General features: G+C 57.7%; 23 protein-coding genes. 9 read left to right on the top strand and 14 right to left on the bottom strand.

Annotated elements, in window-relative coordinates; genetic code table 11:
• Positions 1-31 precede the first annotated feature (31 nt).
• From AC1DIJ_RS05515 to sseA, 3 genes are read right to left on the bottom strand one after another with little or no spacing between them, the layout of a single operon-like run.
• Complete coding sequence (locus AC1DIJ_RS05515; RefSeq protein WP_477831287.1) at positions 32-799, bottom strand: sulfite exporter TauE/SafE family protein; 768 nt, start codon at positions 797-799, stop codon at positions 32-34.
• 14 nt (positions 800-813) lie between these two features.
• Positions 814-3660 carry an FAD-binding and (Fe-S)-binding domain-containing protein gene (locus tag AC1DIJ_RS05510; RefSeq protein ID WP_477831286.1) on the bottom strand — a complete coding sequence of 949 codons (2847 nt, stop codon included), beginning with the start codon at positions 3658-3660 and terminating at the stop codon, positions 814-816.
• Positions 3661-3664: 4 nt separating this feature from the next.
• On the bottom strand, positions 3665-4669 hold the full coding sequence (gene sseA / locus AC1DIJ_RS05505; RefSeq protein WP_477831285.1) for a 3-mercaptopyruvate sulfurtransferase: 1005 nt from the start codon (positions 4667-4669) through the stop codon (positions 3665-3667).
• An 80-nt stretch (positions 4670-4749) separates the two neighbouring features.
• Between sseA and AC1DIJ_RS05500 the strand changes: the two genes are divergently transcribed.
• From AC1DIJ_RS05500 to AC1DIJ_RS05490, 3 genes are all read left to right on the top strand, one after another.
• Complete coding sequence (locus AC1DIJ_RS05500; RefSeq protein ID WP_477831284.1) at positions 4750-5514, top strand: SDR family NAD(P)-dependent oxidoreductase; 765 nt, start codon at positions 4750-4752, stop codon at positions 5512-5514.
• A 160-nt stretch (positions 5515-5674) separates the two neighbouring features.
• Positions 5675-6583, top strand: coding sequence for a LysR family transcriptional regulator (locus tag AC1DIJ_RS05495; RefSeq protein WP_477831283.1), 909 nt, complete (start codon positions 5675-5677; stop codon positions 6581-6583).
• A 208-nt stretch (positions 6584-6791) separates the two neighbouring features.
• Positions 6792-7772, top strand: a complete 981-nt coding sequence (locus AC1DIJ_RS05490; protein ID WP_477831282.1) for an LLM class flavin-dependent oxidoreductase — start codon at positions 6792-6794, stop codon at positions 7770-7772.
• A gap of 17 nt (positions 7773-7789) precedes the next feature.
• Here AC1DIJ_RS05490 and AC1DIJ_RS05485 read toward each other — a convergent pair whose 3' ends face one another.
• A complete protein-coding gene (locus AC1DIJ_RS05485; RefSeq protein WP_477831281.1) occupies positions 7790-8800 on the bottom strand; it encodes a YeiH family protein in 1011 nt (336 codons plus the stop codon).
• Between the two features lie 101 nt (positions 8801-8901).
• Here AC1DIJ_RS05485 and AC1DIJ_RS05480 point away from each other — a divergent pair, with 101 nt between their 5' ends.
• A complete protein-coding gene (locus AC1DIJ_RS05480; RefSeq protein ID WP_113236487.1) occupies positions 8902-9792 on the top strand; it encodes a LysR family transcriptional regulator in 891 nt (296 codons plus the stop codon).
• On the opposite strand, the gene AC1DIJ_RS05475 is transcribed toward AC1DIJ_RS05480, so the two are convergent.
• The 3 genes from AC1DIJ_RS05475 to AC1DIJ_RS05465 all read right to left on the bottom strand — a co-directional run bounded on the left by AC1DIJ_RS05475 (position 9789) and on the right by AC1DIJ_RS05465 (position 12199).
• Positions 9789-10892 (bottom strand): NADH:flavin oxidoreductase/NADH oxidase, encoded by a 1104-nt coding sequence (locus AC1DIJ_RS05475; protein WP_477831280.1) that lies wholly within the window; start codon positions 10890-10892, stop codon positions 9789-9791. The genes AC1DIJ_RS05480 and AC1DIJ_RS05475 overlap by 4 nt on opposite strands.
• Positions 10893-10955: 63 nt before the next feature.
• On the bottom strand, positions 10956-11852 hold the full coding sequence (locus tag AC1DIJ_RS05470) for an MBL fold metallo-hydrolase (RefSeq protein WP_477831279.1): 897 nt from the start codon (positions 11850-11852) through the stop codon (positions 10956-10958).
• Between the two features lie 56 nt (positions 11853-11908).
• The gene (locus AC1DIJ_RS05465; RefSeq protein ID WP_477831278.1) at positions 11909-12199 is read right to left on the bottom strand and encodes a YciI family protein; all 291 of its coding nucleotides are present in this window, start codon (positions 12197-12199) and stop codon (positions 11909-11911) included.
• A gap of 276 nt (positions 12200-12475) precedes the next feature.
• Here AC1DIJ_RS05465 and AC1DIJ_RS05460 point away from each other — a divergent pair, with 276 nt between their 5' ends.
• The 4 genes from AC1DIJ_RS05460 (at position 12476) to AC1DIJ_RS05445 (ending at position 16704) form a co-directional block, all read left to right on the top strand.
• The gene (locus tag AC1DIJ_RS05460) at positions 12476-13537 is read left to right on the top strand and encodes an ABC transporter ATP-binding protein (RefSeq protein ID WP_477831277.1); all 1062 of its coding nucleotides are present in this window, start codon (positions 12476-12478) and stop codon (positions 13535-13537) included.
• 72 nt (positions 13538-13609) lie between these two features.
• Positions 13610-14947 (top strand): ABC transporter substrate-binding protein, encoded by a 1338-nt coding sequence (locus tag AC1DIJ_RS05455; protein ID WP_477831276.1) that lies wholly within the window; start codon positions 13610-13612, stop codon positions 14945-14947.
• Entirely contained in the window at positions 14948-15874 is a 927-nt protein-coding gene (locus AC1DIJ_RS05450; RefSeq protein ID WP_477831275.1) for a carbohydrate ABC transporter permease, read from the top strand.
• Complete coding sequence (locus AC1DIJ_RS05445) at positions 15871-16704, top strand: carbohydrate ABC transporter permease (RefSeq protein ID WP_477831274.1); 834 nt, start codon at positions 15871-15873, stop codon at positions 16702-16704. The genes AC1DIJ_RS05450 and AC1DIJ_RS05445 overlap by 4 nt, the downstream gene beginning before the upstream one ends.
• A gap of 67 nt (positions 16705-16771) precedes the next feature.
• Here the strand turns inward: AC1DIJ_RS05445 and AC1DIJ_RS05440 are convergent, their stop codons facing one another.
• The 4 genes from AC1DIJ_RS05440 to AC1DIJ_RS05425 form a co-directional block, all read right to left on the bottom strand.
• Positions 16772-18211: a nuclear transport factor 2 family protein gene (locus AC1DIJ_RS05440; RefSeq protein WP_477831273.1), complete on the bottom strand. Its 1440-nt coding sequence runs from the start codon at positions 18209-18211 to the stop codon at positions 16772-16774.
• Between the two features lie 253 nt (positions 18212-18464).
• On the bottom strand, positions 18465-19481 hold the full coding sequence (locus AC1DIJ_RS05435; protein WP_477831272.1) for an ABC transporter permease: 1017 nt from the start codon (positions 19479-19481) through the stop codon (positions 18465-18467).
• On the bottom strand, positions 19478-21034 hold the full coding sequence (locus AC1DIJ_RS05430; protein WP_113236496.1) for a sugar ABC transporter ATP-binding protein: 1557 nt from the start codon (positions 21032-21034) through the stop codon (positions 19478-19480). Before AC1DIJ_RS05430 ends, AC1DIJ_RS05435 begins: the two co-directional genes overlap by 4 nt.
• A 2-nt stretch (positions 21035-21036) precedes the next feature.
• On the bottom strand, positions 21037-22047 hold the full coding sequence (locus AC1DIJ_RS05425; RefSeq protein WP_477831271.1) for a sugar ABC transporter substrate-binding protein: 1011 nt from the start codon (positions 22045-22047) through the stop codon (positions 21037-21039).
• Positions 22048-22751: 704 nt separating this feature from the next.
• Between AC1DIJ_RS05425 and AC1DIJ_RS05420 the strand changes: the two genes are divergently transcribed.
• Complete coding sequence (locus AC1DIJ_RS05420; RefSeq protein ID WP_477831270.1) at positions 22752-23651, top strand: three-Cys-motif partner protein TcmP; 900 nt, start codon at positions 22752-22754, stop codon at positions 23649-23651.
• On the opposite strand, the gene AC1DIJ_RS05415 is transcribed toward AC1DIJ_RS05420, so the two are convergent.
• The 3 genes from AC1DIJ_RS05415 to AC1DIJ_RS05405 all read right to left on the bottom strand — a co-directional run bounded on the left by AC1DIJ_RS05415 (position 23615) and on the right by AC1DIJ_RS05405 (position 25743).
• Complete coding sequence (locus AC1DIJ_RS05415; RefSeq protein ID WP_477831269.1) at positions 23615-24364, bottom strand: DUF5131 family protein; 750 nt, start codon at positions 24362-24364, stop codon at positions 23615-23617. The two genes, AC1DIJ_RS05420 and AC1DIJ_RS05415, sit on opposite strands and share 37 nt — an antisense overlap.
• A 102-nt stretch (positions 24365-24466) precedes the next feature.
• The gene (locus AC1DIJ_RS05410; RefSeq protein WP_477831268.1) at positions 24467-25000 is read right to left on the bottom strand and encodes a Uma2 family endonuclease; all 534 of its coding nucleotides are present in this window, start codon (positions 24998-25000) and stop codon (positions 24467-24469) included.
• Between the two features lie 14 nt (positions 25001-25014).
• On the bottom strand, positions 25015-25743 hold the full coding sequence (locus AC1DIJ_RS05405) for an SOS response-associated peptidase (protein ID WP_477831267.1): 729 nt from the start codon (positions 25741-25743) through the stop codon (positions 25015-25017).
• Positions 25744-25749 lie beyond the last annotated feature (6 nt).

Here is a 25749-nt window from a genome sequence, read left to right as displayed (position 1 = left end):
TGGCATCTCGGGCTCAAATGCTCTCTTGTGTTCACAAGAGATCAAGTCCGCTGCGATAGAGAACGTACAGCGCGACCGCGAAGATCAGATACGCAAAGCATCGCTTGAGCGTGTCCTTGTTCGACGCGAGGTGAGTCCCAAGAGCCATACCAAGAGTGCCACCGACAATGCCTCCCGCAACGAACTTCAAGCCAACCGACCAGTCAACCAGCCCCGAGAGCGAGTAGTTGATAGCGGTCGCGACGCCGAACGAGCCAACAGCCAATAGCGATGATCCCACGGCGTTTATCATCGGCATTCCGGTCGCATAAATCATTCCCGGCACAACAAGAAAACCGCCGCCAATCCCGAAGAAACCCGACGCGAGGCCCGCTAGGAAGGCGAGGCCGACGATGGCGGGGAGGTTGTCACTGCCCGCGGCGAGTGGGGGCTTCCTCAGTCTCGTGGGCCGAAGCATCAATAGGCCGATGGCAAACATCATGAGCCCAAACAAGAAGAGCAGGGCAGTGCTGTCGACGTTCTTTCCAATTGTCGAACCGACGAATGCGCCGAGGACGCCGACCACGGAGAAGGGTAGCGCACACCTCCATATCACATGCCCTTTCTTCGCGTGATTTACTAGATTTATGTAGGCACTCGCCGAGACGGCAAAGGCTCCCGTGCCAATCGCCGTGTGCGGAGGCATTCCGACGACATACAGCAGGAGAGGCGTGGCAAGTATCGAACCGCCACCACCCAACATTCCAAGAATGAACCCCACCGCGGTGCCTGACAGCACCGCCGAAATCGTCTCGATCATGGTCGTTTCTCGAACTAGCTTATGGAAGCGATCGCAGGTGCTTGGGAGGCGTAGTCCTGAGGAGCGATTGCCTCAGTGCACCAGTCGAGCAGATAGGCGATCGACTGGTAGTGGCGGTCGGAATGCGTCGACAGACCGATTTCGCACGTGCGGCTGGACGAGTACCCAACGCTACAATCTGCCGGAAGCTGGGATCGCAGGGTTCGGAGCGCGCTCGCGTTCAGTTCCGGTACATTGAAGCCTTTGTCACCCGCGAAACCGCAGCACTCAATTTCCTGGGGCACCGTAACGCGGTCTGCGCAGGCTGCCGCAAGGTGCTGCAACATCGACGCGTGCCCCATCTTTCGTGAGCTACAGGTGATGTGGAGCGCCACAGACGAAGCCTTTCGTGCGATCTCGACCCGTGGCACGACAAGCGTTGCCAGGGCCTCGACGACGTCGATCACCGTGATGCTACCTTTGAGGCTGCTCAACATCTGCTGGGTACAGGGACTGGTATCGCAAATAACCGGATCGATGCCGCCGCGGCTCGCTTTCAGTAGAGTGGCCTCAAGCGTCTCCATGCTTGATTGGGCCTGAGCAGGAAAGCCCTTGCTCTTGAAAGGCATGCCACAGCACGCGCTGTCCGCTGCGGTTAGAATAACCGGGTCGTAGCCAGCCTTGGAGAGCAGGGATTCCATGCAGCTCCAGAGCGGTCGTTCGTCGGGAGCCGCACGAGCCGGACCCATCACGGAACTAACGCAGCTTGTAAAGAGCACGACCCGAGGCCTCTCGTCGCCAGCCTGGGAATTGTGCGGCTTTGCCCCGGCGCGAGGCATGAACTTGGTCCAACGAGGAGTGCGGCCTCCGGTTACGGACCTCAGCCCCTCCGAAATGCCGCGCATCGCGGTGTCGCCAATAATGTCGCGGGTGCCACAAGCTGTGCCGAGGGCCAATCGCGCGACGGACGATGCCGCCCCGATATGGTTCTCGATCACCGCAGCGCTTCGGCGTCCAAGGCGACCGTGACGCTCTTCTCGCTTCTGCCTCATCATTGCTCCGGTGTCGATGCCAACTGGACATCTTCCGGCGCATAGACCGTCGCCCGCGCAGGTGTCGATCGCGCTATATCGATAGCTTTTAGAAAAAGCTGGGTCGGTGTGCTGTTCCGCACTCAAGGCACGGGTTGCGACGATCCGCTGCCGCGGCGTCGTAGTAAGCGCCCGCGATGGGCAAACCGGTTCGCAAAAGCCGCATTCGATGCATTTGTCGATCAGGGGGTCGGTCGGCGGCAGTTGCTTCATGTGCTTGAGGTGTATCTCGGCATCCTGGGAGATTATGACGTTGGGGTTCAAAACTCCGTGGGGATCGAACGTCGATTTGATACGCTTCATCAGAGCGTATGCAGTCGCACCCCATTCCAATTCCACGAAAGGAGCCATTGCACGGCCGGTGCCATGCTCGGCCTTCAGCGATCCCTGATAGCGTTCAATGACCAAAGCGGCCATGGTGTCGACCAGTTCCGCATAACGGGCGACCTCGGCCTCTGAATCGAAACCCTGCGGAAAAACGATATGGAGGTTACCATCAAGGGCATGGCCGAAAATGACGGCAGTCGAGTATCCGAGCCTGTCGAAGAGTCGGCGAAGGTCAGTCGCCGCAAGCGCAAGCTTGTCCAGAGGCACCGCGACGTCCTCGACGATCACGGTGGTTCCTGCCGGTCGTTCTCCGCCAACGGCGGGGAGCAGTCCCTTGCGCACGTTCCAGTGCTTCTCATATGTCGTTCGGTCACTGGCGAACCGGACCGGGTACGTCGGCCGGTACTCACCGAGTACGGACATCACCGAACTCACATTAGCTTCAAGCGCCGCGACGGTCGCCCCGCGGACGTCAACGAGAAGGGCGGAAGTGCCGACCGGGAGCTGGTCGATTTCAGCCGGGACGCCGGGTCTGCCCTTTACCGAGAGCAGGGATGGATAATCCATGAATTCGACGGCTGAAACCGGACTGGTTTTGAGGGCCGTCGCCGCGGAGCAGGCTGCGTCCATGTCAGCGTAGAACACCAGCGCGGCGGACTTGTTCGGAGGGTCTTCGACGGTATCCAACGTAAGTTCGCTGATGAAGCCGAGAGTTCCCTCCGATCCCACCATCAGATGCGCGAGTATGTCATAGGGATCATCGAAGTCGACGAAGGCATTGAGCTGGTACCCGATCGTGTTCTTGATCGCGTACTTATGCTTGATCATCGAGACCAAGCCCGGATCGGACCGGACTTCTGCCGCTAGTTTGGAAAGCTCTGTCAGGAGCGATGAATGGCTTTGGGTGAACGCCGCTCGGCTCTCATCGCTCCCCGTGTCGAGTGTACTACCGTCGGCGAGCACCACCCGGAGGGAACGAAGCGTCTGATAGGTGTTGAAGGCTGTCCCGCAACACATGCCGCTCGAATTGTTGGCCGCAATCCCGCCCATCATGGCTGTGGCGAGAGACGCCGGGTCGGGGCCAATCTTTCGGTTCGAAGCGGCCAGGCGAGCGTTGACATGCCCGCCCACGAGGCCGGGGCCGACGCATACGGCATGCCCGCCGTCTCGCTGTTCGAACTTGCGCCAGCCGGTCGCGCTGAGTTTGACCAGAACGGAATCCGTTACAGCCTGGCCTGAGAGGCTCGTACCGGCGGCACGGAATGTGATGGCCGTCCCGGTGTTGCTCGCCACTTTGCACAGATCGGCAACCTCAGCCTCGTTATCCACGATTACGACTGCCTCAGGCAGAAGCTGATAGGGGCTAGCGTCCGCGCCGAAGATGGTACGAGAAAATCGATCAGTAAGGACTCTGTCTTTCGGTAGGATTGCAGCGAGGCGCTCGACGAACGTTTTTACGGACATCGCGTCACCCGCGTGCTTCAACGGGCGTCAAGCCGGGCATACCCCACTCGGCCCAAGCACCATCGTAAACTGCTACATCGTCCTTGCCACAGAGATGAAGGGCGAAAGCGATCGCGCAGGCGGTCACTCCAGAGCCGCAAGTCGCCACGGTCGGCTGCTGCCAGTCAATCTGCCGAATGTCAAATATATCTCTGAGCGCCTGCACCGACTTGACCTTGCCGGTGGCAGAGTCGGTCAGTTCGTTGAAGGGCACGTTGTAGCTTCCCGGAATATGACCCGAGCGAAGTCCCTGCCTCGGCTCGGGCTCGCGTCCGTTGAAGCGCGGCGCGGATCGGGCGTCGAACACCTGCCGTTTTCTCGAGGTGAGGTTTTTCATCAGCTGGCCGCGGTTAGCCACGAGTTCCTTTCGCAGGCGGGCGGTGTAGGTGCCCCGGTGCGGCTGCTCGTATTGGCCGGTAACTGGATGCCCGTCCGCAAGCCAACTCCGCAGCCCGCCGTTCAGAACAGCCACTCGTTGATGGCCGAAGGCGCGAAGCATCCACCAAACCCGTCCTGCCGACATAAGCCCGACGGTGTCGTAGACGACCACGAAAGTCTCGTTGGAAATTCCCAGGTCTTCCATAGAGGCTGCGAAGCGATTTTCGTCGGGCAGCATGTGAGGAAGGGAACTGTCGTGGTCTGCGACACGGTCCACGTCGAAGAAGACGGCCCCTTGAATATGCCGGCTCTCGAAGTCTTCTTCAGCTATCGGCGTCGCGCCGGGTAGCTTGAACGAGCCGTCGACCACAACCAAATCGCTGCGGCCAAGATTTGCTGACAGCCAGTCCACCGAAACGAGTGAGGGAAAATCCTGAAGAGACATCGGCATAACCATTCCAAGTGTTCGATGCGCCTGATGAAGCGCGTTGCGATTGCCACCATCTTGGTCGATCAGGCCGGTGACTGAAGTTTGCAAATGTTCAAAATGGCCTTTTTCCGGGTCCGACATCGGCATGGCCAAAATGATCATTTGGAATCTGGTGCTTCGTCGAACTTTGCAGCTTGATGGATACGACCTCTACTTGGTTCTGGAAGAATTGGAGACGGTGAATGACTGGAAGGCTGAACGGCAAGGTCGCGATCATTTCGGGCGGAGCCAACGGTATGGGCGCTGCCGAGGTGGCCATGTTTGCCAAGGAGGGCGCGAAAGTGTGCGTCCTCGACGTACGAGAGGACTTGGCCCAGCCGGTCCTGGATCGCGTTGAGCGTGAGGGCGGCACGGCGATCTTCGAACGCGTCGACGTCTCGAACGAAGATGATTGGGTGCGGGCTATCTCCAAGACGACCCAGAAATTCGGGAGGCTGGACATTCTCGTCAACAACGCAGGGATCGGTGCGCGCGATTACGACTTCGAAAGCGTCGACGACTGGAACCATGTCATGAAAATCAACATGACAAGCGTCTTCATCGGCACCAAGCTGGCCGTGAAGGAAATGAGGAAGGTGGGGAAGGGTTCGATCGTCAATATCGCGTCGATCGCATCCTTGTCGGGCGACGCGGTCAACAATCCGGTATACGGCGTGTCGAAGGGCGCGGTCTGGAATTACACGAAGCAGTGCGCGGCAATGTACGGCAAGGACAATATCCGCGTGAATTCGGTGCATCCTGGGTTCATGCCGCGAATGCTTCAGAAGGATAACAAGCCTGTGGTTCCTTCGGAAGTCGCCTTCAAGGACAAGATGGAGCAGATTCCGCTGGGCCGCATTGGAACAGTCGAAGAAGTCGCTTACGGCGTCGTGTTCCTCGCCTCCGACGAGGCAAGCTACATCACCGGCACGGAACTCGTGATCGACGGCGGATTCCTCGTCCTGTAATTTCGGATTTCACTGCCGCAGGCAATGTTCGAAGGCGTGAGGTCAAATGCCTCACGCCTTCGCGCGTTGTTGACGCGAGACCGCGCTTGTCTTGCTAGAGTTCGGATATAAGGGCTAGAACCCCGGTATTGTTTCCTTTGGCTCTACCAGAAGGTCTCTCATGTCTGAATTTGATCACCTAAGCTCCGTCGTCGCTTTCGTTGCCGCCGCGAAAGCCGGGACATTTTCCGCGGCTGCGGTGAAACTGGGCGTGAGCAAGTCGGCGGTGGGAAAAAGCATTGCCCGGCTGGAAGACCGTCTTGGCATGCAATTGATCAATCGGACAACTCGACGCATGGCTCTCACGCCGGACGGGGAGAGCTACTTTGCGACCTGTGCGCATGCTCTGGACGAAATTCTAGGCGTGGAAGCCGCCCTGACCACAAGCCGCCGCAATCTTACTGGACGGCTCCACATCGACATGCCGGTGTCTTTCGGTCGCCAGATAATGTTGCCGATCCTCCTAGAGATCGCTCGTCCTTATCCCCACCTTCAATTGAAGCTTACCTTTACCGACCACGTCATCGATCCCATTGCTGAAGGGATTGACCTTGTCATCCGCTTTGGCGATTTGACGAATTCGGACGGGATGATCGCGCGAAAGCTCTCGACGCAGACGCTCATGACATGCGCGGCACCGTCTTACCTCAAGGTCCGAGGCGAGCCAGAAACAGCCGAAGACCTCATGAACCACAGCTGCATTGTAGGCTATCGCCGCGGACGCCCTCTTAACTGGCAGCTGATGGTGAACGGCGAAAAGTATCGGTTTCAACCTCCGCCCACCTATGAACTTGGGGACGGAGACGCCATCCTCCAAAGCGCGGTGGCAGGCTTTGGCATTTGCCAACTCCCAAGTTCGATTGTCGGACCCCATATCGAAAGAGGCGAGCTAGTGCAGCTCCTCGCGGAGCAGTCCAATTGTCGCGTCGACGTCCACGCGCTTTGGCCGGAGACGTCGCATCTCAGTCCTAAGATTAGGCATGTTGTTGATCGCCTGATCGAGGTCGCCGCAGCTGGACGGCTTGGATAGGGCTGCCGCGATGGCGGCGAGGTAGACCTGCGCGCTACACACAGACGCGCTGCTTGGGCTTTTCGTCTGTCATGCCGGATATTAGTTAGACATCGAGTGTCGCCTGGGGTTGCCGGCGCGAGATAATGGCCCGCGTCCTGGATGTCGATCCGATGAAGCCGTTGCCGGTTCGGATCGGGCCAATTACCAACTGGAGGCTTGCTCGAGAGTGGTTGCGCTGTCTGTTTTGGATTTGATTATGATAGGCGAGGGACGAAGTCTCGCGGACTCGCTGAATGATACCGTGAAGTACGCTCAGTGTGCGGAGCGTGCCGGATATAGCCGATACTGGATCGCCGAGCACCATAACATGCCAGGTATCGGGTCCGCAGCGACGACCCTAATCATCTCACATGTCGCGGCCGGCACGTCGACCATCAAGGTTGGCTCTGGTGGAATGATGCTTCCCAACCATACTGCGCTCGTCGTCGCGGAGCAGTTCGGGACCCTTCAAGAAATCTATCCCGGCCGCATTGATCTCGGTGTAGGCAGAGCGCCGGGTGCGAATGCCGCTACGATCCAAGCCCTTCGAGGTCACGCTCATGGAAGAGAGTTCGCGGATGACGTGATCGCCGTCCTCGACTATCTGGAAGATAATTCGAGACAGCCGGCGCGCGCCTTGCCCGGGCGGCATGACGTGCCCGTCTGGATTCTAGGCTCCAGCTTCTATGGAGCTCAGCTCGCAGGACAACTCGGCCTGCCGTTCGCCTTCGCGTCGCATTTTGCCCCTCGCCATTTGATGAAGGCGATCGAGCTTTACCGTGAGAATTTTAGCCCGTCAGAGAGGTTGGCTGAACCCTATCTGATCGCCGGCGTCTGCGTTTTCGCAGCTGAAAGCGAGGACGAAGCTTTATATCTTGCCAGTTCGCACCAGCAATGGGTTGCGAACTTACATGCCGGACGACCGGGTTTGCTACCGAGACCGGTCGAAGGATACCTCGAAACTCTGTCCCAGGAGCGCCGTTATGGCCTCGACCAAGAGCTAGCCTGCTCGGTTGCCGGGACGGAGGAGCAGGTGGGTAATTGGTTGCGCCAGTTTGCCGACATCACAGGCGCGGATGAGCTTATGATAGACGCCCGTATCTACGACGTGGACGCGCGTTGTCGAAGCTTCGAGATAGCTGCGCGGGCAATGGGTATCGATCGATGACCGCCCGACGGCAAACCTTAGCTGACATGAAGGATCGCGAGTCCGACGAGACTCAGGCACGCAAGTGCGATGATTGAAAGCACGCCGGCCAGAAGAACCCTCCCGCCGGAGGCGAAAACCGTGCGCATGTTCACGGAAAGTCCCAAGGCGGCCATCGATACGATGGTGAGGATAGTCGATCCTTCTTTCGCTGCTTCGACAGCGGAGGGTGGTAGCAGTCCTGCCGTCCGCACGAGCATCATTGCGAAGAAGCCAACGATGAACCACGGAATAAGGGTCAGCGCCGAGGGGCGACGGTGCTCGCCGGCTCCTTGCTTCAGCCGCAGCAGAAGCACAACGGGTCCCAGCATAAGCACCCTGATCAGCTTGACGAGAGTGCCTATCTGCACGCTCACCACGCCGACAGGTGCCGTTGCTGCAAGAACCTGCGGAACCGCGTAGACGGTCATTCCGGCCAGTATGCCGTACTGCCACTCACTTAGGTGCGTGAGCGCGAACACGGGGGGAAGGAGGAGAACGACGACAATGCCCAGCGCAGCGGTGAAGGCGATCGAGGCCGCGACATCGTCGGACTTCGCTCCGATCACAGGAGCCGCCGCGACGATGGCGGAATTTCCACATATAGAGTTTCCACATGCGACCAGCGTGGCCAACTGATCGCGAAGACCGAGCAGCCGACAGATGCTGTAACTGATGATCAGTGACACTAGGACCGTTACGGCGACGACGGCCAGCATCGGCAAACCTGCTTCCGCTACCGTGCGAACACTGACCGACGCTCCCAAAAGGACAATGGCAAGCTCCAGGAGATACTTGCTCGAAAACGCAACACCCGCCCGAAACGTATCTGGGAGGCCCGCAAACGTATGAAACAGGGTGCCAAAAACAATGGCGAAGACCAGGCCATCCAGGAGAACGTCATGGAAAACGACGGTCTCCAGCCAGACTGCTCCATATGCAAGCACCGTGACTGCTGCTGATGCAGAGATGCCGGGAACATATGCTAAGAATTTGCACCCGGACAACATGAAGCCTCCAAATAGTTTGACTATCTCAGGCTATTGTTCTCTTTCATTATTCTCCATCGGATAATAGTTGACATTCTATTCGGCTGGACCGAACATTCCCTATGACGTTTGAACAGTTGTACATTTTCGTCGCCGTTGCGGAGCGTGAGCACCTCACGCAAGGCGCGGCGGCTATCGGTCTGACGCCTTCTGCAGTCAGTGCATCCATAAAGGCCCTAGAGAATTTCTACCGCGTCACGCTGTTTGATCGCGTCGGTCGTGGCATCAAGCTCACCCGCGAAGGGAGGGTCCTTCTACGAGAGGCCAAGGAAACATTAGCGAAGGTTAAAGCCACCGAAGCCGTTCTGAACGAACTAGGGAATCTCAGCACCGGAGTCTTGGACATCCAGGCCAGCCAGACGATTTCAAACCATTGGCTTCCATCCCGTTTGCTGGCCTTTGCTCGGACCTACCCGGGTATTCAGGTGAATCTTCAAATAGGCAACACCACCACGGTTGCCGACGGCGTGACTGATGGCGATGCTGATCTCGGCTTCATAGAAGGAACCATTGATCGACCCGCTTTATTCACCGTTACCGTCGCAACCGACAAGCTTGTCATTGTCGCGGCGGGTGGCAGTCCCGGAAAGTGCAAGGCGTCCGAACTCAGAGAAATTTGCTGGGTCATGCGAGAGCGTGGCTCAGGTACGCGGGATATGCTTGAACGAGGTCTCCGTGATATGGACATCGACCCGGAAAGCCTCAAGGTCTCATTGACGTTGCCATCTAACGAGGCGCTGCTCGCGGCGGTGCGAGGCGGAAACTGCATCACCGCGCTCTCGGAATCGATCGTTGCGCCGTTCCTCGAGAATGGACAATTGCGCAGGTTGGATTTTGATCTCCCTCCGCGTGAATTTACGCTTCTCCGACACAAGGAGCGTCACCTGACGGCCGCTGCAAAGGAGTTCGAGGCGTTTCTCCGATCCGGAGCTGCCAGCGAAGTGGTCGCTTAGCTCTTGAAGAGCGCCTTGTGCTGTGGAGGCTGGCAACGGAAGTACTGAGGAGGCGCGGTCACTTGTGCGCCGAGCGCTGCCGCGGCGTGCCACGGCCATCGCGGATCGTATAACGCCGCTCTGGCGATCGCGACAAAGTCAGCATCCCCGGTTGCGACGATTGCTTCAGCCTGCGTGGGCTCGGTGATCATGCCGACTGCAACAACTGGCATTGCGACCGATTGCTTGATCGCCCGGGCGAGGGGAACCTGATAGTTGGGTCCAACCGGGATTTTTTGATCAGGATGAAGGCCACCACTGGAAACGTGAATTGCGGCACAACCAATCTCCTCGAGCCGTCGGCTGAATTGGATGGTTTGCTCGAGGTTCCAACCGCCGGCGACCCAGTCAGATGCCGATAAGCGGACCGTCACCGGTTTGCTAGGCGAAACAGCTTCGCGAACAGTCTCGAATACCTCGAGTGGAAAACGCATGCGATTCTCGATCGGGCCGCCGTATTCGTCTGTTCGGTGGTTCGAATGTGGCGACAGGAATTCGTGCAGTAGGTATCCATGCGCAGCATGAATCTGGAACGCGTCTATGCCGATACGGTCCGCTCGACGGGCCGCGGAGGCAAAGGCCTCACGTACGCTCGCCATATCCTGGCGATCGAGAGCCAACGGTGGCAGATAGCTTGAATACATGGGTAGGGCTGACGGAGCGACTGTCTGCCAACCGTTCGGGCGATCCGGCGTAATTTGGGCCTCGCCAAGCCACGGCTTCTCGGTTGACGCCTTCCGTCCTGCATGGGCGAGCTGAATGGCTATCGGTATCTTCGACCATTTCCGAATTGAAGAGACTGTCGAATCCATCGCCTTTTCTGTGGCGTCGTCGTAGAGGCCGACGTCCGCGTACGAAATCCGACCTTCCGGTGTGACGGCTGTCGCCTCAATCGTGAGTAGCGCAGCCCCGGACAGGGCGAGTTGTCCCAAGTGAATCAGATGCCAGTCAGTCATGCAGCCGTCGACGGCGGAGTACTGGCACATCGGAGCGATTACGATCCGGTTTTCCAGCTCCAGGCCACCGACGTGAAACGGGGTAAACAATATGGGCTGAGACACAGGCGATCTCCTTTGAGTGAGGGCTTGTAGAACCAAAACAGCACAGCCCGTTGGCATCCAAACCTATAGACCGTCGATCGGAACCTTGAAAAAACGCCGACCATTGCCCTGTGGCTCGGGTAGGTTCCCACCCTTCATGTTAACCTGGAGTGATGGAATAATCAGCTGAGGCATCGGCAGCGTCGAATCCCGTTGGTTTCGCCATGCCACAAATTCGTCCTCGCTGGATGCAGTACCCACATGAATGTTGTCGCGCAACTCCGCGCCCACGGTCGTCTGGTGCGTCACTTCCCGGCCGTTTGGCCCATAATCGTGACATACGAAGATACGCATTTCTTCGGGGAGAGTAAGCAGGCGGCGGATGGACCGATAGAGTGTTCTGGCGTCGCCTCCTGGAAAATCTGCCCGTGCGGTACCGGCGTCCGGCATGAAGAGCGTATCGCCGACAAAAACCGAGTCGCCGACGACATGGCTCGTGCATGCAGGCGTATGTCCGGGTGTTTCCAATACTCGCGCCGTCATCCCGCCTATCTCGTACCGATCACCGTCCACGAAGAGCCTGTCGAACTGGGAACCGTCTCGTTGGAAGTCCGTGCCCTCGTTGAACACCTTCCCGAAGTAATCTTGTACAACGAGAATCTTGGCCCCGATCCCGAGCATGCCTCCGACGCGGTCTCTTAGGTACGGCGCGGCTGAAAGGTGATCCGCGTGAACATGGGTTTCGACCAGCCAATCGACTGTCAATTTCTCACGCTCGATATGCCGGATGATCGCGTCTGCACCTGCATAGCCAAGTCTGCCGGCCGCGTAGTCGATATCGAGAACGCAATCGAAGACGGCGCAGCGCGTTGATCCTGGGTCTTGCACGACGTAGCTGAAAGTGTGGCTATGAGCGTCAAAGAATGGGGTTACTTCCGGCTGAAAACCAATGTCCGGAACAAAGGGAATGTCGGTGATCATCGATGCCTCCATGCGAGTCTTGTCGATCGACACGGAGCATCCCGTGAGCGTGACGGTCAGTCCGGTCTGTTGATAACCCAGTTGTACGGCCGTATTTCGACGGTCTCGAAAAGGCCCGCGATAGAGTAGGGGTCGGCAGAAGAAAGCTTCTCGGCCTCCTGTTTCGACCGGAGATCATAGACGGCGACTGTGCCGCAGGGCTTCCCGTCGTCGTCGAGATAGGGACCCGCCATCTTCACGATACCCTTCGCTTTCAGATTCTCCAGGAACTCAAGATGTTTGGGTCGCGTCTCCAGTCTAAGTGGCAGGGCGTCGGGTCTGTCTCTGCAGATCGCAAGGTAGAGCATTGAAGGTCCTATCTCCGGATGCGGCGTTCGTCGTGCCCAGTCTTGATTGCTGCCAAACTGTCTAACGTTGCCCACTTGTACCGGCAAAATAGCAGTTGTTCAGTTTGGACATTGTTCGGGTCGACTTGGTTCGAGGCCGTCGGCAGGATTTTTCCAACGTAAATTAGAAAACGAAACAGAGAGACCGATCGTCTCTGGTTTCGGGAGCGCTCGGTCTTTCAGTGTTGCGACGATCTGTCGAATGGAGACAAGAGCGTGCTTTCGAGAGGGGAAAATATGGCCAAGTTGGAGCTGCAGAATGTTCAGAAAAGCTATGGTGCGCTCAAGGTGCTCCACCAAGTCTCACTGGACATTAAGGACGGCGAATTTGTCGTTCTCGTTGGGCCTTCCGGCTGTGGCAAGTCGACGCTTTTGAGGATGATTGCCGGCCTGGAGGCCATCAGCGATGGCGACATCTTCATCGGAAACACTGTCGTCAACGATCTCGAGCCAAAGGAACGCGATATCGCCATGGTGTTCCAGAGCTACGCGCTCTACCCGCATATGACCGTCGGCGACAACATGTCGTTCGCGCTCAAACTCCGCGGCCTTCCCAAGCCGGCTCGGGAGGAAAAGGTCCGGCGAGCGGCTGCAATTCTCGGCCTTGAGAAAATGCTCGACCGTTATCCACGTCAACTGTCCGGCGGCCAACGCCAGCGCGTGGCCATGGGCCGCGCGATCGTTCGTAACCCCAAGGTGTTCCTGTTCGACGAGCCCTTGAGCAATCTCGATGCCAAACTACGTGTTGCGATGCGTGCGGAGATCAAGGAACTCCATCAAAAACTGGGGGTCACCACCGTCTACGTGACCCACGATCAGATCGAAGCGATGACAATGGCCGATCGAATTGTGGTTATGAGGGACGGTCGTGTCGAGCAGGTTGGATCGCCAATCGACCTCTACGAGAACCCAGTGAACCTCTTTGTGGCGACATTCATCGGATCGCCATCCATGAGTGTTCTCGATGGCGAGGTCATATTGGGAGACAGGCCGGCCGTACAGCTGGCAGCCGGCAACGCAGTCCTACCGCTTCCAGTAAGTGCCGCAACTGATGCAGGCGTCGTGAAGGTCGGCATTCGCCCCGAACATCTCGAAGTCTCCGACAACGGCTTCCCGGCAGATGTCGTGGTCGTTGAACCGACCGGATCGGAAACACACGTGCTTTTTCGAGTTGGGGGCCAGGATATCACCGGCGTGTTCCGACAGAAGTGGGCTCACAAGCCGGGCACCCGTTTGCAGCTGCGTGTCGACCCGGCGCAAATCTACCTGTTTGAACCGTCCACCGGGCGCAGGCTCTAGCAGACGCGTTGCAGCTTCTGTCGGGTGGATCGCATCCGCAGATCAAAATCAAAATCATCGAGGAGGATGGAAATGGTCATTCATTCAACCAGTCGCCGTACCGTCTTGAAAGGCATCGCTGGCCTTCCGCTGTTGGCGGGAGGGATCGGACACGCCGGATCAGCGGGCGCGCAAGGAGCGTTCGACTGGAAGAAATACTCCGGCACGAAGATCGACGGCCTTTTCATCAAGAAGCCGGCCAACGATCTGTTGCTCGCGAACCTCAACGAGTTTACGGACCTGACCGGTATAACAGTGTCTCCGGAAATTATCCCTGAGCAGCAGCATCGTCAGAAGCTCGTGATCGAGTTCGGATCGGGGAATCCGACGTTCGACGTCTCCGAACTAACATTGATGGTCCAGAAGCGGCTTGCAGCCAAAGGCAAATGGTTTGCCGACCTCAAGCCCATGATCAACGATCCGGCGTTGACGTCCCCAGAGTTTGATTTTGCGGACTTCGCTCCGGGCGCGATCCAGACTTCGACGCAGCGCGACGGCCAGATGGATTCGCTGCCATTTACGCTCGACTACTTCCTTCTCTACTACAACAAAGAGCTCTTTGAGAAAAAGAACGTCCCACTGCCCAAGTCGATGGAGGAGATCGCCACTGCAGCGGCGGCGCTGCATGATCCTTCGAACGGCGTGGCTGGGTTCGTCGCCCGAGGTCTCAAGAACGCAAATGTTCCCGTTTGGACCAACTTCATGTTCGGCTGGGGCGAGCAGGCGGTCGACGCAGACGGCAAGCTCAACACCACTTCGCCCGAGGCTATTGCGGCGGCAAAGCTCTATCAGACCCTGCTCAAAGACTACGGTCCGGTCGGGGTTTCAGGCTTCAATTTCAACGAGTGTCAAACCACTTTTTCGCAGGGCTTCGCTGCCATGTGGCTGGATTCCACAGCTTGGGCTCGACCATTGGAATCGAAGACGACGTCCAAGATCGCGGGGAAAGTGGGGTACATGACAATCCCACCTGGTCCGAAAGGTGCGGCTTCCGGCCTGTTTTCCGCCGCCATCGGCATCGCACGCGAATCCAAAAAGCGCGAAGCCGCTTGGCTCTTCCTGCAGTGGTACGCGAACAAGGCAAACCAGGTGCGCCTTCTTCAAAACGGCTCAGGCTCCGCCGCCCGCATTTCCGCGTTCAAGGACCCCAATACGATATCGGGGTCCGATCTCCCGAGAGAATATTTCGACACGATGGCGAAGTGCGTGGAGATCGGCCGTCCCAGCCTTCCCGACGTCATTCCTGTCACGGAGTTTCGAGACACCTTCGGCATTGCTCTGAGCAACATGATCAACGGAGCTGACGTCGAGGCTGAACTCAAGACGGCGACCGAAGCCTTCCAGCCGATCCTCGAAGCGAGCGAGAAGTAAATGGCTACCGTGACAAATCCGGGCCTGTCAGCAACGACAGCGGTCCGAAAACGCAAGGAGATCGACCGTCGACAGCGCTATTGGGTCTTTGCGCTGCCGGCCGTGGTCCTGATCTCGGCGATCATTGTGTTCCCGTGGCTTTTCACGCTGGCTATGTCGGTCAGCTCTTGGAAGGTGGGAGAAAGCTGGGCGTTCGCGGGTGTAGAGAACTACCGTTTACTCGCGAAGGACCCGCGCTTCCAGCAGGCGCTGTGGCACACCCTCTACTTCACAGCGCTTGCCACAGTTATCCCCATTGTGCTGGGGACCGCGGCCGCGTTGATTTTCGAAAGGGAGTTTCCTCTCAGGGGACTTTTTCGGACCATATTCATCATGCCGATGATGGCAACGCCGGTCGCGATCGCCTTGGTATGGACGATGATGTTCCATCCCCAGCTCGGCGTATTGAACTATCTCCTTGTCCAGATGGGTATCCCAGCCCAGGCATGGGTATTTAACCCAAACACTGTCATCCCGACCTTGGTGCTCGTTGAAGTTTGGCAATGGACGCCGCTCGTCATGCTCATTGTATTGGGCGGTCTCGCCAGCCTACCGCAGGAGCCTTACGAGGCCGCTCGCATCGACGGGGCGAACGCCTTCCATACGTTTCGACACATTACCTTTCCGCTTCTATGGCCCTACATTCTTGTGGCAGCCGTTATCAGGATCGTCGATGCCCTTAAAGCGTTCGATACGATTTTCGTGATCAGTTCTGGAGGCCCGGGAACCGCTTCCGAGACCATCAACCTTTTCCTCTACATGCAGGCATTCGCCTTCTACAACATCGGCTACGCATCGGCCATCGTGGTGGTCTTCTTCGCCATTATTGTCGCGATATCCCTTGGCCTTCTCTACATCCGCAAGACTACAAGGTGGAACGCAAAATGAAAAAGAAGACGATGTCATTCGTTGGGCGAAAAGCCTTGTTCGTGGGAGCTGTCGCCGTTTTCATTTCGCCCGCCGCGTTCTTCTTCTTCTGGATGTTGTCGTTGGCCCTCAAAACCGAAGTGAACAACATGGCGTTCCCGCCTGTGTTCATCCCGAATCCGCCGACACTCGCCAATTTCCAGTACGTCTTCGAGAACAACAATTTCGGCAGCTCCCTTCTCAACTCGCTGATAGTCACTGGAGGAGCCGTTTTAATCGGTTTGGCCGTCGGTGTGCCGGCCGGCTATGGGATTGCCCGCTCCAAGTTGGCGAAGTTGGCTGTCCTCATACTCGTCGCTCGAATGACGCCGGCGCTGTCGTATCTGATCCCGCTCTACATAGTTTTCTCGTCGATCGGCTTGGTAGGCAGTTTGGCGGGGCTTATCGTTGCTCATCTTGTGATCACGATCCCGATCATCGTTTGGATCATGATCGGCTATTTCGAGGGGCTCTCCGGTGATCTCGAGGATGCGGCATTGGTCGATGGTTGCTCGCCATGGCAGAGCTTTCTCTATGTTGCCGTCCCGTTGGCGCGGCCAGGCATTGTCATCGCGGGCATTTTGGCCTCGATCTTTTCCTGGAACAATTTCATCTTCTCGGTTGTATTGGGCGGAAAGGATGCGAAGACGCTTCCGTCAGCCGTCTACAATTCGATCGCTTTCGAACAGGTGTCCTGGGGGCCGCTCGCCGCGTCGGCGCTGCTTGTGACGCTACCGATCCTGATCCTGACTATTGTCGCCCAGAAGCAAATCGTGGCCGGTCTTTCCGCTGGAGGACTCAAGGACGGGTGAATCACCATCGCGGCTGGTTGCATTGCAAAGAGGGTGCTTCAACTTAGTCGGAGCACCCTCATTAGTTTCAAAGATGCGGGTCGTGAGCTCGGGTGTACCGGAACATGTCGAACTTCCATTTACCGTCATACCGCCGGGCATGCATGACGTAGTGTCCTCCAGCCATTTCTATAAGGCCGCTATCGTCGTGGGTGCGGCGCGTATTCGAGTAGCAACGGAGGAATGCCGACTCGCCGTCGAACCCGATTTTGACGTCGAGATTGTAGACGTAGTGCTGAGCGTGGCGAACAGTCGGCCGCCCAGCCTTGTTCATTTCGAGGATAGCCTCGCGGCCGATGTTCCACCTGCTCGCGCCCATATGGAACGAACTGTCGACGTCCTCGTGAAAGATGTCTCGCATCAACTCGATGTCGTTTGTGTCGTAAGCCCAAGTGTAACGGGACATTAGAGCCATGACCTCTTCTTCGTCCCGTTGCTGCTCTCGGCTGTCCTCCAGACCGAACACCCAGCGTGCCAGCTCGCTCGCTTTGACGGAAGCAGCGCGATCGTCCAGAACCTTCTCATCACGGTCCCACATCTGGGTGAACGTCAGCTTTGCCACCTTCCACCCGCCGGAAGAGTGGCTGAGTTCCGCCGTCAGAAGACCACCGAAATGTCTTGCTGGCTTCTCCGGGTCCGCGGCCGGGTTGATGTAATAGTAGGCTCCATATCGTGCCGAGTTGCCTACGACGGAAACGCGGGAGTTTGTGAGGAGCGTATTCTGCCAACTTTTTGCATCGCGCTGGGACAGAGTTGCGGCGGCTTTGGCGCGCCCATTTAAGGTTCCGCCATTGATGACTAGTTCGACGCCGTCCACCAACGCCGCGCCTACATTCTGCGTATTCCTGGCGTCCGCCGCGCGTGTCAAGCCGACCATCATGTCCGCGACTTGTCGACTGTTCGACAAAGCGTCGCGTTCGGTTGCGTCAGCGGTAGGCCCGCCCCAGGGAGCTTGGGAGTAGGCGTCCATTACGGGCAGGTAAATCATCTGGCCCATGGCAGGGATAAGCATCAAGTTTCCCTCCAGCAGGGTCTGCTCCCATTTGAAGTCATACATTTCCCACGTGCCGTCCTGCCTGCGTCGGAACGAGTTCTTGTAGTAGCCGCTGCCCCAGTGATATTCTCCGCCAGGAGCCTGGGGACGGACACGCACATTGATGACGTAGGACGTGTAGACCGCAGTGTCGCCGTCGACCTTCACGTACGGAGATACCAGCATATGCCTGCGGATCGGCGTCCGAACAGTTCGGTTTTGAAATTCGCGAACCAGCGCATCACCGCCGACGTAGTGACCCATGTTGCTTGCCCGGAATACGATGTCATCGGAAAAGACCTTTCTCAGACGCTCCCAATCGCTGGTATCCAGCGACCAGACGTAATTGAGCATTGTCTGCTTGACGTCGAAGACGTCTTTCTCGATTTGCGAGATATCGATCTCGACGGCAGACGCGGTCGTTTGCTGATTCACGGTATCCTCCTGGCGTTGTAAAATAGGTTGCGGGCTCCGAGCGCAAGCGCGGTACGAGTTGTTGATCCCGCCAGGATAATTTCAACATCTGACCGACCGTCATCGCCATTTCAAATATGACCGAATTGACCTTGTTGGCAGCGTTGCCCCGGTGGAATAACGCCGGGATCGTCGCGCGGCCAATGTAGGCTCAGAAATGGAAATGGCGGCCGTCTGGGCCGCCATTTTGAGCTTGGCTCGTCGAGCAGAGAGATCAATTCCCCCTGTCGGCTCCGCTCAGTTTGCTGATGTACAGCGCAATGAGAATAATGCCGCCTGTCGTCGCGTTGATCCAGTAGGCAGGCACCTGCGACAGGACCAGCACATCCTGGATGAGAACCAGCAGGAGAACGCCTCCGCACGCGCCAGCGATCGTACCACGACCGCCATTGAGGCTGACGCCACCAAGAACCGCCGCTGCGAAAGCATTGAAAATGAGGTTCTGGCCAAGGGACGACGGGATCGAAGCAATGCGACCAGCCTGCAGCAGGCCTGCGAGGGCCGCAAGCACACCCGCAGCAACGAACACGCCCATCAAGACACGCTCGACAGGGATACCTGCGACCCGGGCCGCTTGCTGGTTGCCGCCAACGGCATAGAGCATGCGGCCAATGCGGTGGCGTGACATGAAGACGGTCAGGATGGCAAGCAAGGTGAGGGCGACCAGGAATGAAACAGGGACGCCGGCCACGGTGGAGTCACCTGCGAAGGTCAGAAGAACCGGAAGGTCCGAAAGCGTCTCGCCCCTCGTCAAGCCCAAGCTAATGCCACGCAGCAGGATCAATGTCGCAAGCGTCGCGATGAACGCGTTGAACCTCAGGTAAATTACCAGCACGCCGTTGAACGCACCGATCACTCCGCCTACGGCGAAAATGACGAGCAATGCGAGAATGGGGGAGTTGGCGATATTCAAGCCGGAACCGCCAGCGTCAAGAAGGCAGTATACGCCAACCATCGGCGCTAGGCCGAATGTGGATTCAAGGGAAAGGTCGAACTTGCCGGCGATTAGAACCAAGGTCAGCCCCATCGTCAGGATGCCGAGCTCGCTCGCCTGCTGAACGACGCCGTAGAAATTGTCGTAGGATAGGAACGCACTGTTGAGCAGCGTGCCGACGATCATAACCACGACAAGAACGGGCAGGATTGCCCATTCAGGTTGAAAGAGATCACTGAGCAGGCGGCGGGAACGGACATTCGTTCCGGCGGCGCTCGTTGTTGGGGTGTGGGTCATTTTTCCTCCGCAGATGTATCAAAGCCTTCCATGGCCGACACGAGCTCTTGCTCGTTCATTCCGCCACGTTCGACTACTTTCTTGCCGCGAACCCAAACCTGTACACGGTCGCAGAAAGCGAGCTCTTCTGGTTCGTCGCTGACAAGGATGACCGCCAATCCCTGGCGGCGTCTCTGCTCGACAATATCGAGAATGGTGGCCTTCGATGCGATGTCGACACCGGCCGTCGGATGCAACAGGATCAACACACTTGGGTTCGTGCTCAGAGCAGAGCCCAAAAGAACCTTTTGTTGGTTGCCACCGCTGAGTTCGCCGACGGCTTGTTTGACCGTATGGCAAACAACGCCGAGGTCTTTTTTGTTTTCCTCGGCGAACTGCCTGCGCGCCTTTCGGTCAATGAGCAGGCCCTTCGTGAATGCCTTCAGGCTCGGCATGGTCATGTTGTCCTCAATGGACATCCCGCCTACCAATCCTGTCTTGATGCGATCCTCCGGCAGAAGGGCGACACCACTCTTTACCGCCTTGGGCGGCGTCCAAGGCTTCTGGACCTTCTGCCCGTTCAGCACGAATTCGCCCGACCACTTCGAATAGTGGCCAGCAAGCGCGAGCGCGATTTGTCGAGTGCCGGAACCGTTGTGACCGGCAAACCCGACAACTTCCCCTTCCTTGAGCGATAGGTCAAAGGCGTCTTCGCAAGCGTCGAGTTTGAGATTAGCTTTCAGAACAACCTTAGTGTCGGGGGCGAGGGCAGGCCGTGATACCTTTTCGGTCGCGGTCAGCGCCTTGCCGGTAGCTTCGTCGCCGACCATTGCCGACACGATCTGCGACGTTGTCAGTTTGTGGGCGTCCCCATGCATCACGTCCCGGCCGTTGCGCAGCACCGTCACTGCGTCGCAGACGCGAGGCACCTCGTCGAGATGGTGTGAGATGAAAAGGAAGGTGACACCTTTTTCTCTCAACTCGTTCACGCGGGAGATCAACTGATCGATCTCGCTCGCGATAAGCTGAGCCGTCGGTTCGTCCAGAATAACGAAACGCGATCCCTGGCTAAGCGCGCGCGCGATCTCGACCATCTGGGCTTCGCCAACGCCAAGGTCTCTGACCGGGGTCGTCGGCAGGATCGGGATGTTCCAGCTCTCGAGCGCGGCCGCAGCCTCGCGGTTAAGACCGCGCCACGAGATCATCTGTTTACCCTGGTATCGCCCGAGATACAGGTTCTCCGCGACCGTGAGGTCGGGGACGAGGGTTCGGTGCTGGTAAACGCAGGCCACCGCTTTGCCCCAAGCGACACGGTCGCTCAAGGCTGGAGGGGCCTGGCCGTTCAGCAGAAAGGTTCCTGAATCGATGGTCCTCAAACCGGTGAGGACCGAAACGAGTGTGGACTTTCCTGCGCCGTTGCGTCCAATCAAGGCGTGAGACTCGCCTCGCTTGATCGTGATCGACAACCCGTTCAAAGCGACGGTGCCGCCGAAACGCTTTACAGCGCTATCGATGGAAACGAGCTGGTCGGACGGGCTGTCTAGGCCCTGCGGTATCTCGGGGCGAATACTCATGGTTACTTCGCGTTGCCCCAGAGGCTCGTGTCGTCCACGTTCGTTTTCGTCACGACCGGGGACTGCAGATTGTCGACGAAGTACTTGCCGTCCTTAACGACAGTGCTGCCGTGATCCGTTGCGCCTTCCTTCATTTCCTTGCCGTCGAGGGCGGCCTGAAGGTAGGTTACGCCGTACTTCGCATAATCAGTGACCGGCTGCGAAACGGTTGCATCCAGGAAGCCGTCGCGAATGGCCTTGAGTGCGCTCGAACCGCCGTCAATCGCGACGATGGCAATGTGACCTTTCTCGCCAACTGGTACGAGACGGCCGCGCGACTTGAGTGCAGCCGAGACCGGGTCGTAGTATAGGGTGTCAGTAGCCAGGTAGATACCTGCGATGTCGGAGTTACCGCTCATGACCGTCGAGGCCACGTTTGCGGCCTGAGGGCCTTCCCAGTTGGCGGTCTGCTCGATAACCTTGCCGGTCGATGCCTTCTTGAATGCTTCATCGAAGCCGTTCTTCCGGTCACGGCCGTTGGTCGTGGTCAATCCACCCGTAATGTGAAGAACGGTGGCGTTCTTCTCAGGCATTGCAGCAGCAAGCGCTTCAGCGGCGCGCGCACCCATGGCCAGATTGTCTGCGCGCACTACGGCGTATACGTCGCCGGCTGCGGGCTTGTCGTCGACGATGACGACAGGAACATTCTTGCTCTTTGCATAGTCGAGGGCCGGCTTGATTGCCGCGCGGTCTACGACGCCTGCGAGGATGGTGTTCGCTCCGGCGTTGATGAGGTTGCGGAAGTCGGTGACCTGCTGGCTGGCGTCACGATTGGCATTCGTCGTCTGTACGACCGAGCCGCCGCCCGACTTCGCCTGTTCCGTTGCGGCATTCACCAGAACCGTAAAGAATGGCGTGTTAAGCGTCGGCATCGAGAGGCCGAGCTTCATTTCCTCTGCATAGGACGGATTGCTGGCGGCGAGAGCCGACAGGCAAATGGTGGTCGCAAGAGTCATTTTAAGGGATTTAATCACGGTTTTCCTCCTCCGTTTTCCGCGCAATATTTATGGCAGTGGTAGTTTGTGGGAAAAAGATGCCGGAAAGGGAAACAGTTTTGCGGAATTCGGGAAGGTGGAGTCAGTCCAGTCCAAATCTTCAGCTCGTTGTCCAAGACCGGATTTATGGTCGGACCTGCAATTCGATCGGACGATGGTGATTTGCGCTCAGAGCTGGCCCGAGAAAGTGAGGGCACGGAAAATCTGTTCCGGTCTGCGAACTGCAACCGAAGAAGGGGCCTCCGACGTCCATATCGCCGGCATTTGACACGGCTCTGTCAAGACATGGGACAGCGCATCATCGGACGGCGCGTAAGACAACTACATAAGCGACAGCCCGTCGGTGGTCTATCGCGAGGCAATGTGGGGAGGGATTGGCGTTCGATGAAGGGATTCTAATCCTGCGTCACAGCTCAGAGGCTTGGCGAGACCTCGGATTGTCGAGGGTTGAGGAAAGCACCGCTCCAATATCGCTTACACCCGACCGACTCAGTAACGCGTCGGTGGTTGTCATCGTTCCTCAAGACGCCGTGCCATCGTTTTGTGAAGTCTTGAATTATTTTTGTTAGCATCGCTCGTTTCTTCCACGTAGCCGGGCATTGGCTTCGCGATCCTCTTGACTGTCTCCCGCTGGTAAAGAAACTGCTTTCTATTGGTATGCGCGATTTTGTGGGCGGGGAAGCTTGGACGAGCGGCATTACTTTGGAAGCTCTGAAACCGAGAGAAAGTTGAACTGTCTCCGGCAGTATCTCAACGCATACTCTATCGCGTTGAAGAACAAGGGCTTCGCGCGGATGTATATCGATGCATTTGCGGGAACCGGTAGTCGGACAGAAACCAGGGCTGTCCTACCTTTCATGGGGCAGGGCGACGAGACAACCGTCGAGGTGACGACACAGGGCAGTGCCAGGATCGCTTTGGAAACGGACCCTTCGTTTCACCATGTTATGTTGGTCGAGAAGGACGCCGAACGTGCCGCTGCTCTGAGAAAGGTGCTCTTGGAGTACCCCAATGTCAGGGCGATGGTACGCGAGGACGATGCCAATGCAGCCGTTCAAAGGGTCTGCAAGCGGTACGACTGGCAACGCGAACGAAAACGCGGCGTGGTTTTTCTCGATCCTTATGGAATGGAAGTGACATGGGAGACCGTCGTCGCAATCGCCGGAACCGAAGCGCTTGATTGCTGGTATTTCTTCCCCCTGTCCGGATTGTACCGCAACGCTCCAAAAGACCCCGATCGGCTGGACGCGAGCAAAGTCGCCATTCTGAACAGGGTTTTCGGGACAACGAGTTGGCGCGACGAATGGTACGAGACAACTACTCATCAGTTCGATATGTTTAGCGGTACCATCGTTGAGGAGCGACGATCGGTCGACGTGAACCGCATCGAGGATTGGGTAGGGAACCGACTGCGAAGTGTATTCAAGGGCGGGGTTCTCAAGCCAATGAGGCTCTATCATCCAGGAGGTGCGCCCATGGCCTCCTTGTTCTTCGCGATCTCGAACCCAAACAAGGCTGCGGTTCGTTTGGCGACCGAAATTGCTGGTCACATACTCAAACGCGGCATCTCATCCCATGTCTGATGGCGGTATGTTCTTCCTGTGGCCTTCTTGTTCTTGCCGCCCCACTGCTTGAAAAAGAAGGCCGTGTCAGTCTCCGCGCACATGTCGAAGATTTCGTCTACCCAAGCTGGCGACAATGGTCGGGCATTCGGCCCGGACTCGCCGCCGACGATCGCCCAGTGAATTCCCTCCAGCGACCCGCCCGAGACAGAACCGATCAACGGTTCAAAAGACACAAACCTGACTGCTGCGGGGATCATTCGTAGGTCATCCAGGCGGTCGATGACCCGACTGTCTTCGACACTTGTTCCGAGCCACACGTTGGGCAATGTTCGAAAGCCGCGCTTTAGTACCTCACGCATTCGATCCGGACGTTTCGTGAGGATTTGATACGTGTGGTGATCGGTCCCGGCCATGGTGTCCCAGACGCGCCTTATGAAGTCGACAGGGACGTCGGGATGGAACAGATCGGACATCGAGTTCACGAAGACATTCCGGGGTTTCGACCACGTTCCGGGAATGGCTAATGCTGCTTCGTCGACGCGAATTTCTCCCGTCCACTTCGCGCGGCCGCCACTTTTTCTCGTCAGTCCGCGGTACTTGTCCAGCCCCATGGCGTCGAGCCGGGCCGCCATGCGCATTGCATAACAGTTGGTGCAGCCCGCGCTCATGATCGAGCACCCAGCTACCGGGTTCCAGGTAGCATCAGTCCATTCGATCGATGTGTCAGCCATAGGTGATCCTCAGTTTGATGAGGCAAAATACTCTCATAAAGGTTTCAGAGCGGTTTTCGCGTCCATTGCTCGGTGGATGTTCGACATCACGGAACCAGCTTCTCAAAACTGGATTCCGAAATAAACGTCCCTCAGCGCAAGTTCAACGTCGACGATGGGCAGTTTGATGACGTCGTCGACATTGTGATACGCCTTCTCGACCCAGCCCTCGCTGTCGCGATCGCAGAGCACGACCCGCTTGCATCCGCTGTCAATGAGAAGAACGCATGTGGCTCCGGGTGTCGACGCATATTCTAACATCCGTTTTTCGAGGTCCGCACGTGGGACGAGCTCAATGATTATAGTTGGCTCGGTCGCCACTAAGGCGTCGTCATCGAGCGCCCCACAGTCAACCACGATATCTGGGTATCGGACCGTCCCTTGCCTAGTCGACACCCCAGTCTGGATCGCTGTTGGACGGCATGAGGAGCGGCGCAACAGTGTGTGAAGCAAGGAGAGTGTGTTCGAGGTGATGTCCCGATGACGCTGGGTTGTGCTGGCCACTTCGACCGGCCGGCCATCGGCAAGCTCCCACCTGCCTTCATGGCTTTGGATAAACTGGAAAAACTCTTTCTCGGTTATGTTCGCGTGCGACACGGCAATGGTCCAATTCAGATGACAGTGTCCATCACCGGTTCGATTTTCAGCATGTCGTCCGGCAGCGGGCGCTGCAGTGCCTTGGCTTCCTCCCAGGGTGCGGTGAGCCAGGTCTCGACCTTGTCTTGCGTCGTGAGGATCACGGGCATCGCTTTCTGATGAATCGGGGCGACAACGCCATTCGGCTCGGTCGTCAGGAAGGCAAACAGGTCAATGGTAACGAGACCATCCTTGACCTTGCGCACGCTGGTCCAATCCTTCACCCACAGTCCGGCAAAGAACATGAGCGGGTCATCGCCGGTGCCTGCGAACCAGGCGTTCGGGGTGCGACCGCCTTCAACCTTGCTAGCCGGATCGGGTTCGGCGAAGCGGGTGAAGGGGACCACACAACGGTTCTGCACGCCAAGCCACCGTTTCCAGTGTGTGCTGGATGTGTTGCGGATGTTGGTGGTGCCGCCATCCGGCTCCATCTTGAGGAGTTCGTTGAAATCGAAGTCCTTGCCTTTGGCGCGAAGCTTGTCGGCCCGCTTGCTGGCGGCGTCGAGCAGTGCCTTGTTGGACGAGGGCATGCCCCAGCGGACCATCGTCAGTTCACGGCGGTCTTCGTTGTTGCGGACGATCGGCGCGAAGCGGTCCGGATAGACGTCGATGGAGTCCTCCATGTTGCCGATATGGTCGTGGGTGATAGACACGAACGACCGGATCGCCTGCTGATTGGTGGTGACGTTGTAGGCATTGCACATGCGGGA

It is taken from the genome of Rhizobium sp. 10N427 (genome assembly GCF_056394605.1).
The sequence above is the reverse complement of the archived record's forward strand: the minus strand, read 5'-3'. Positions and strand labels throughout refer to the sequence as shown.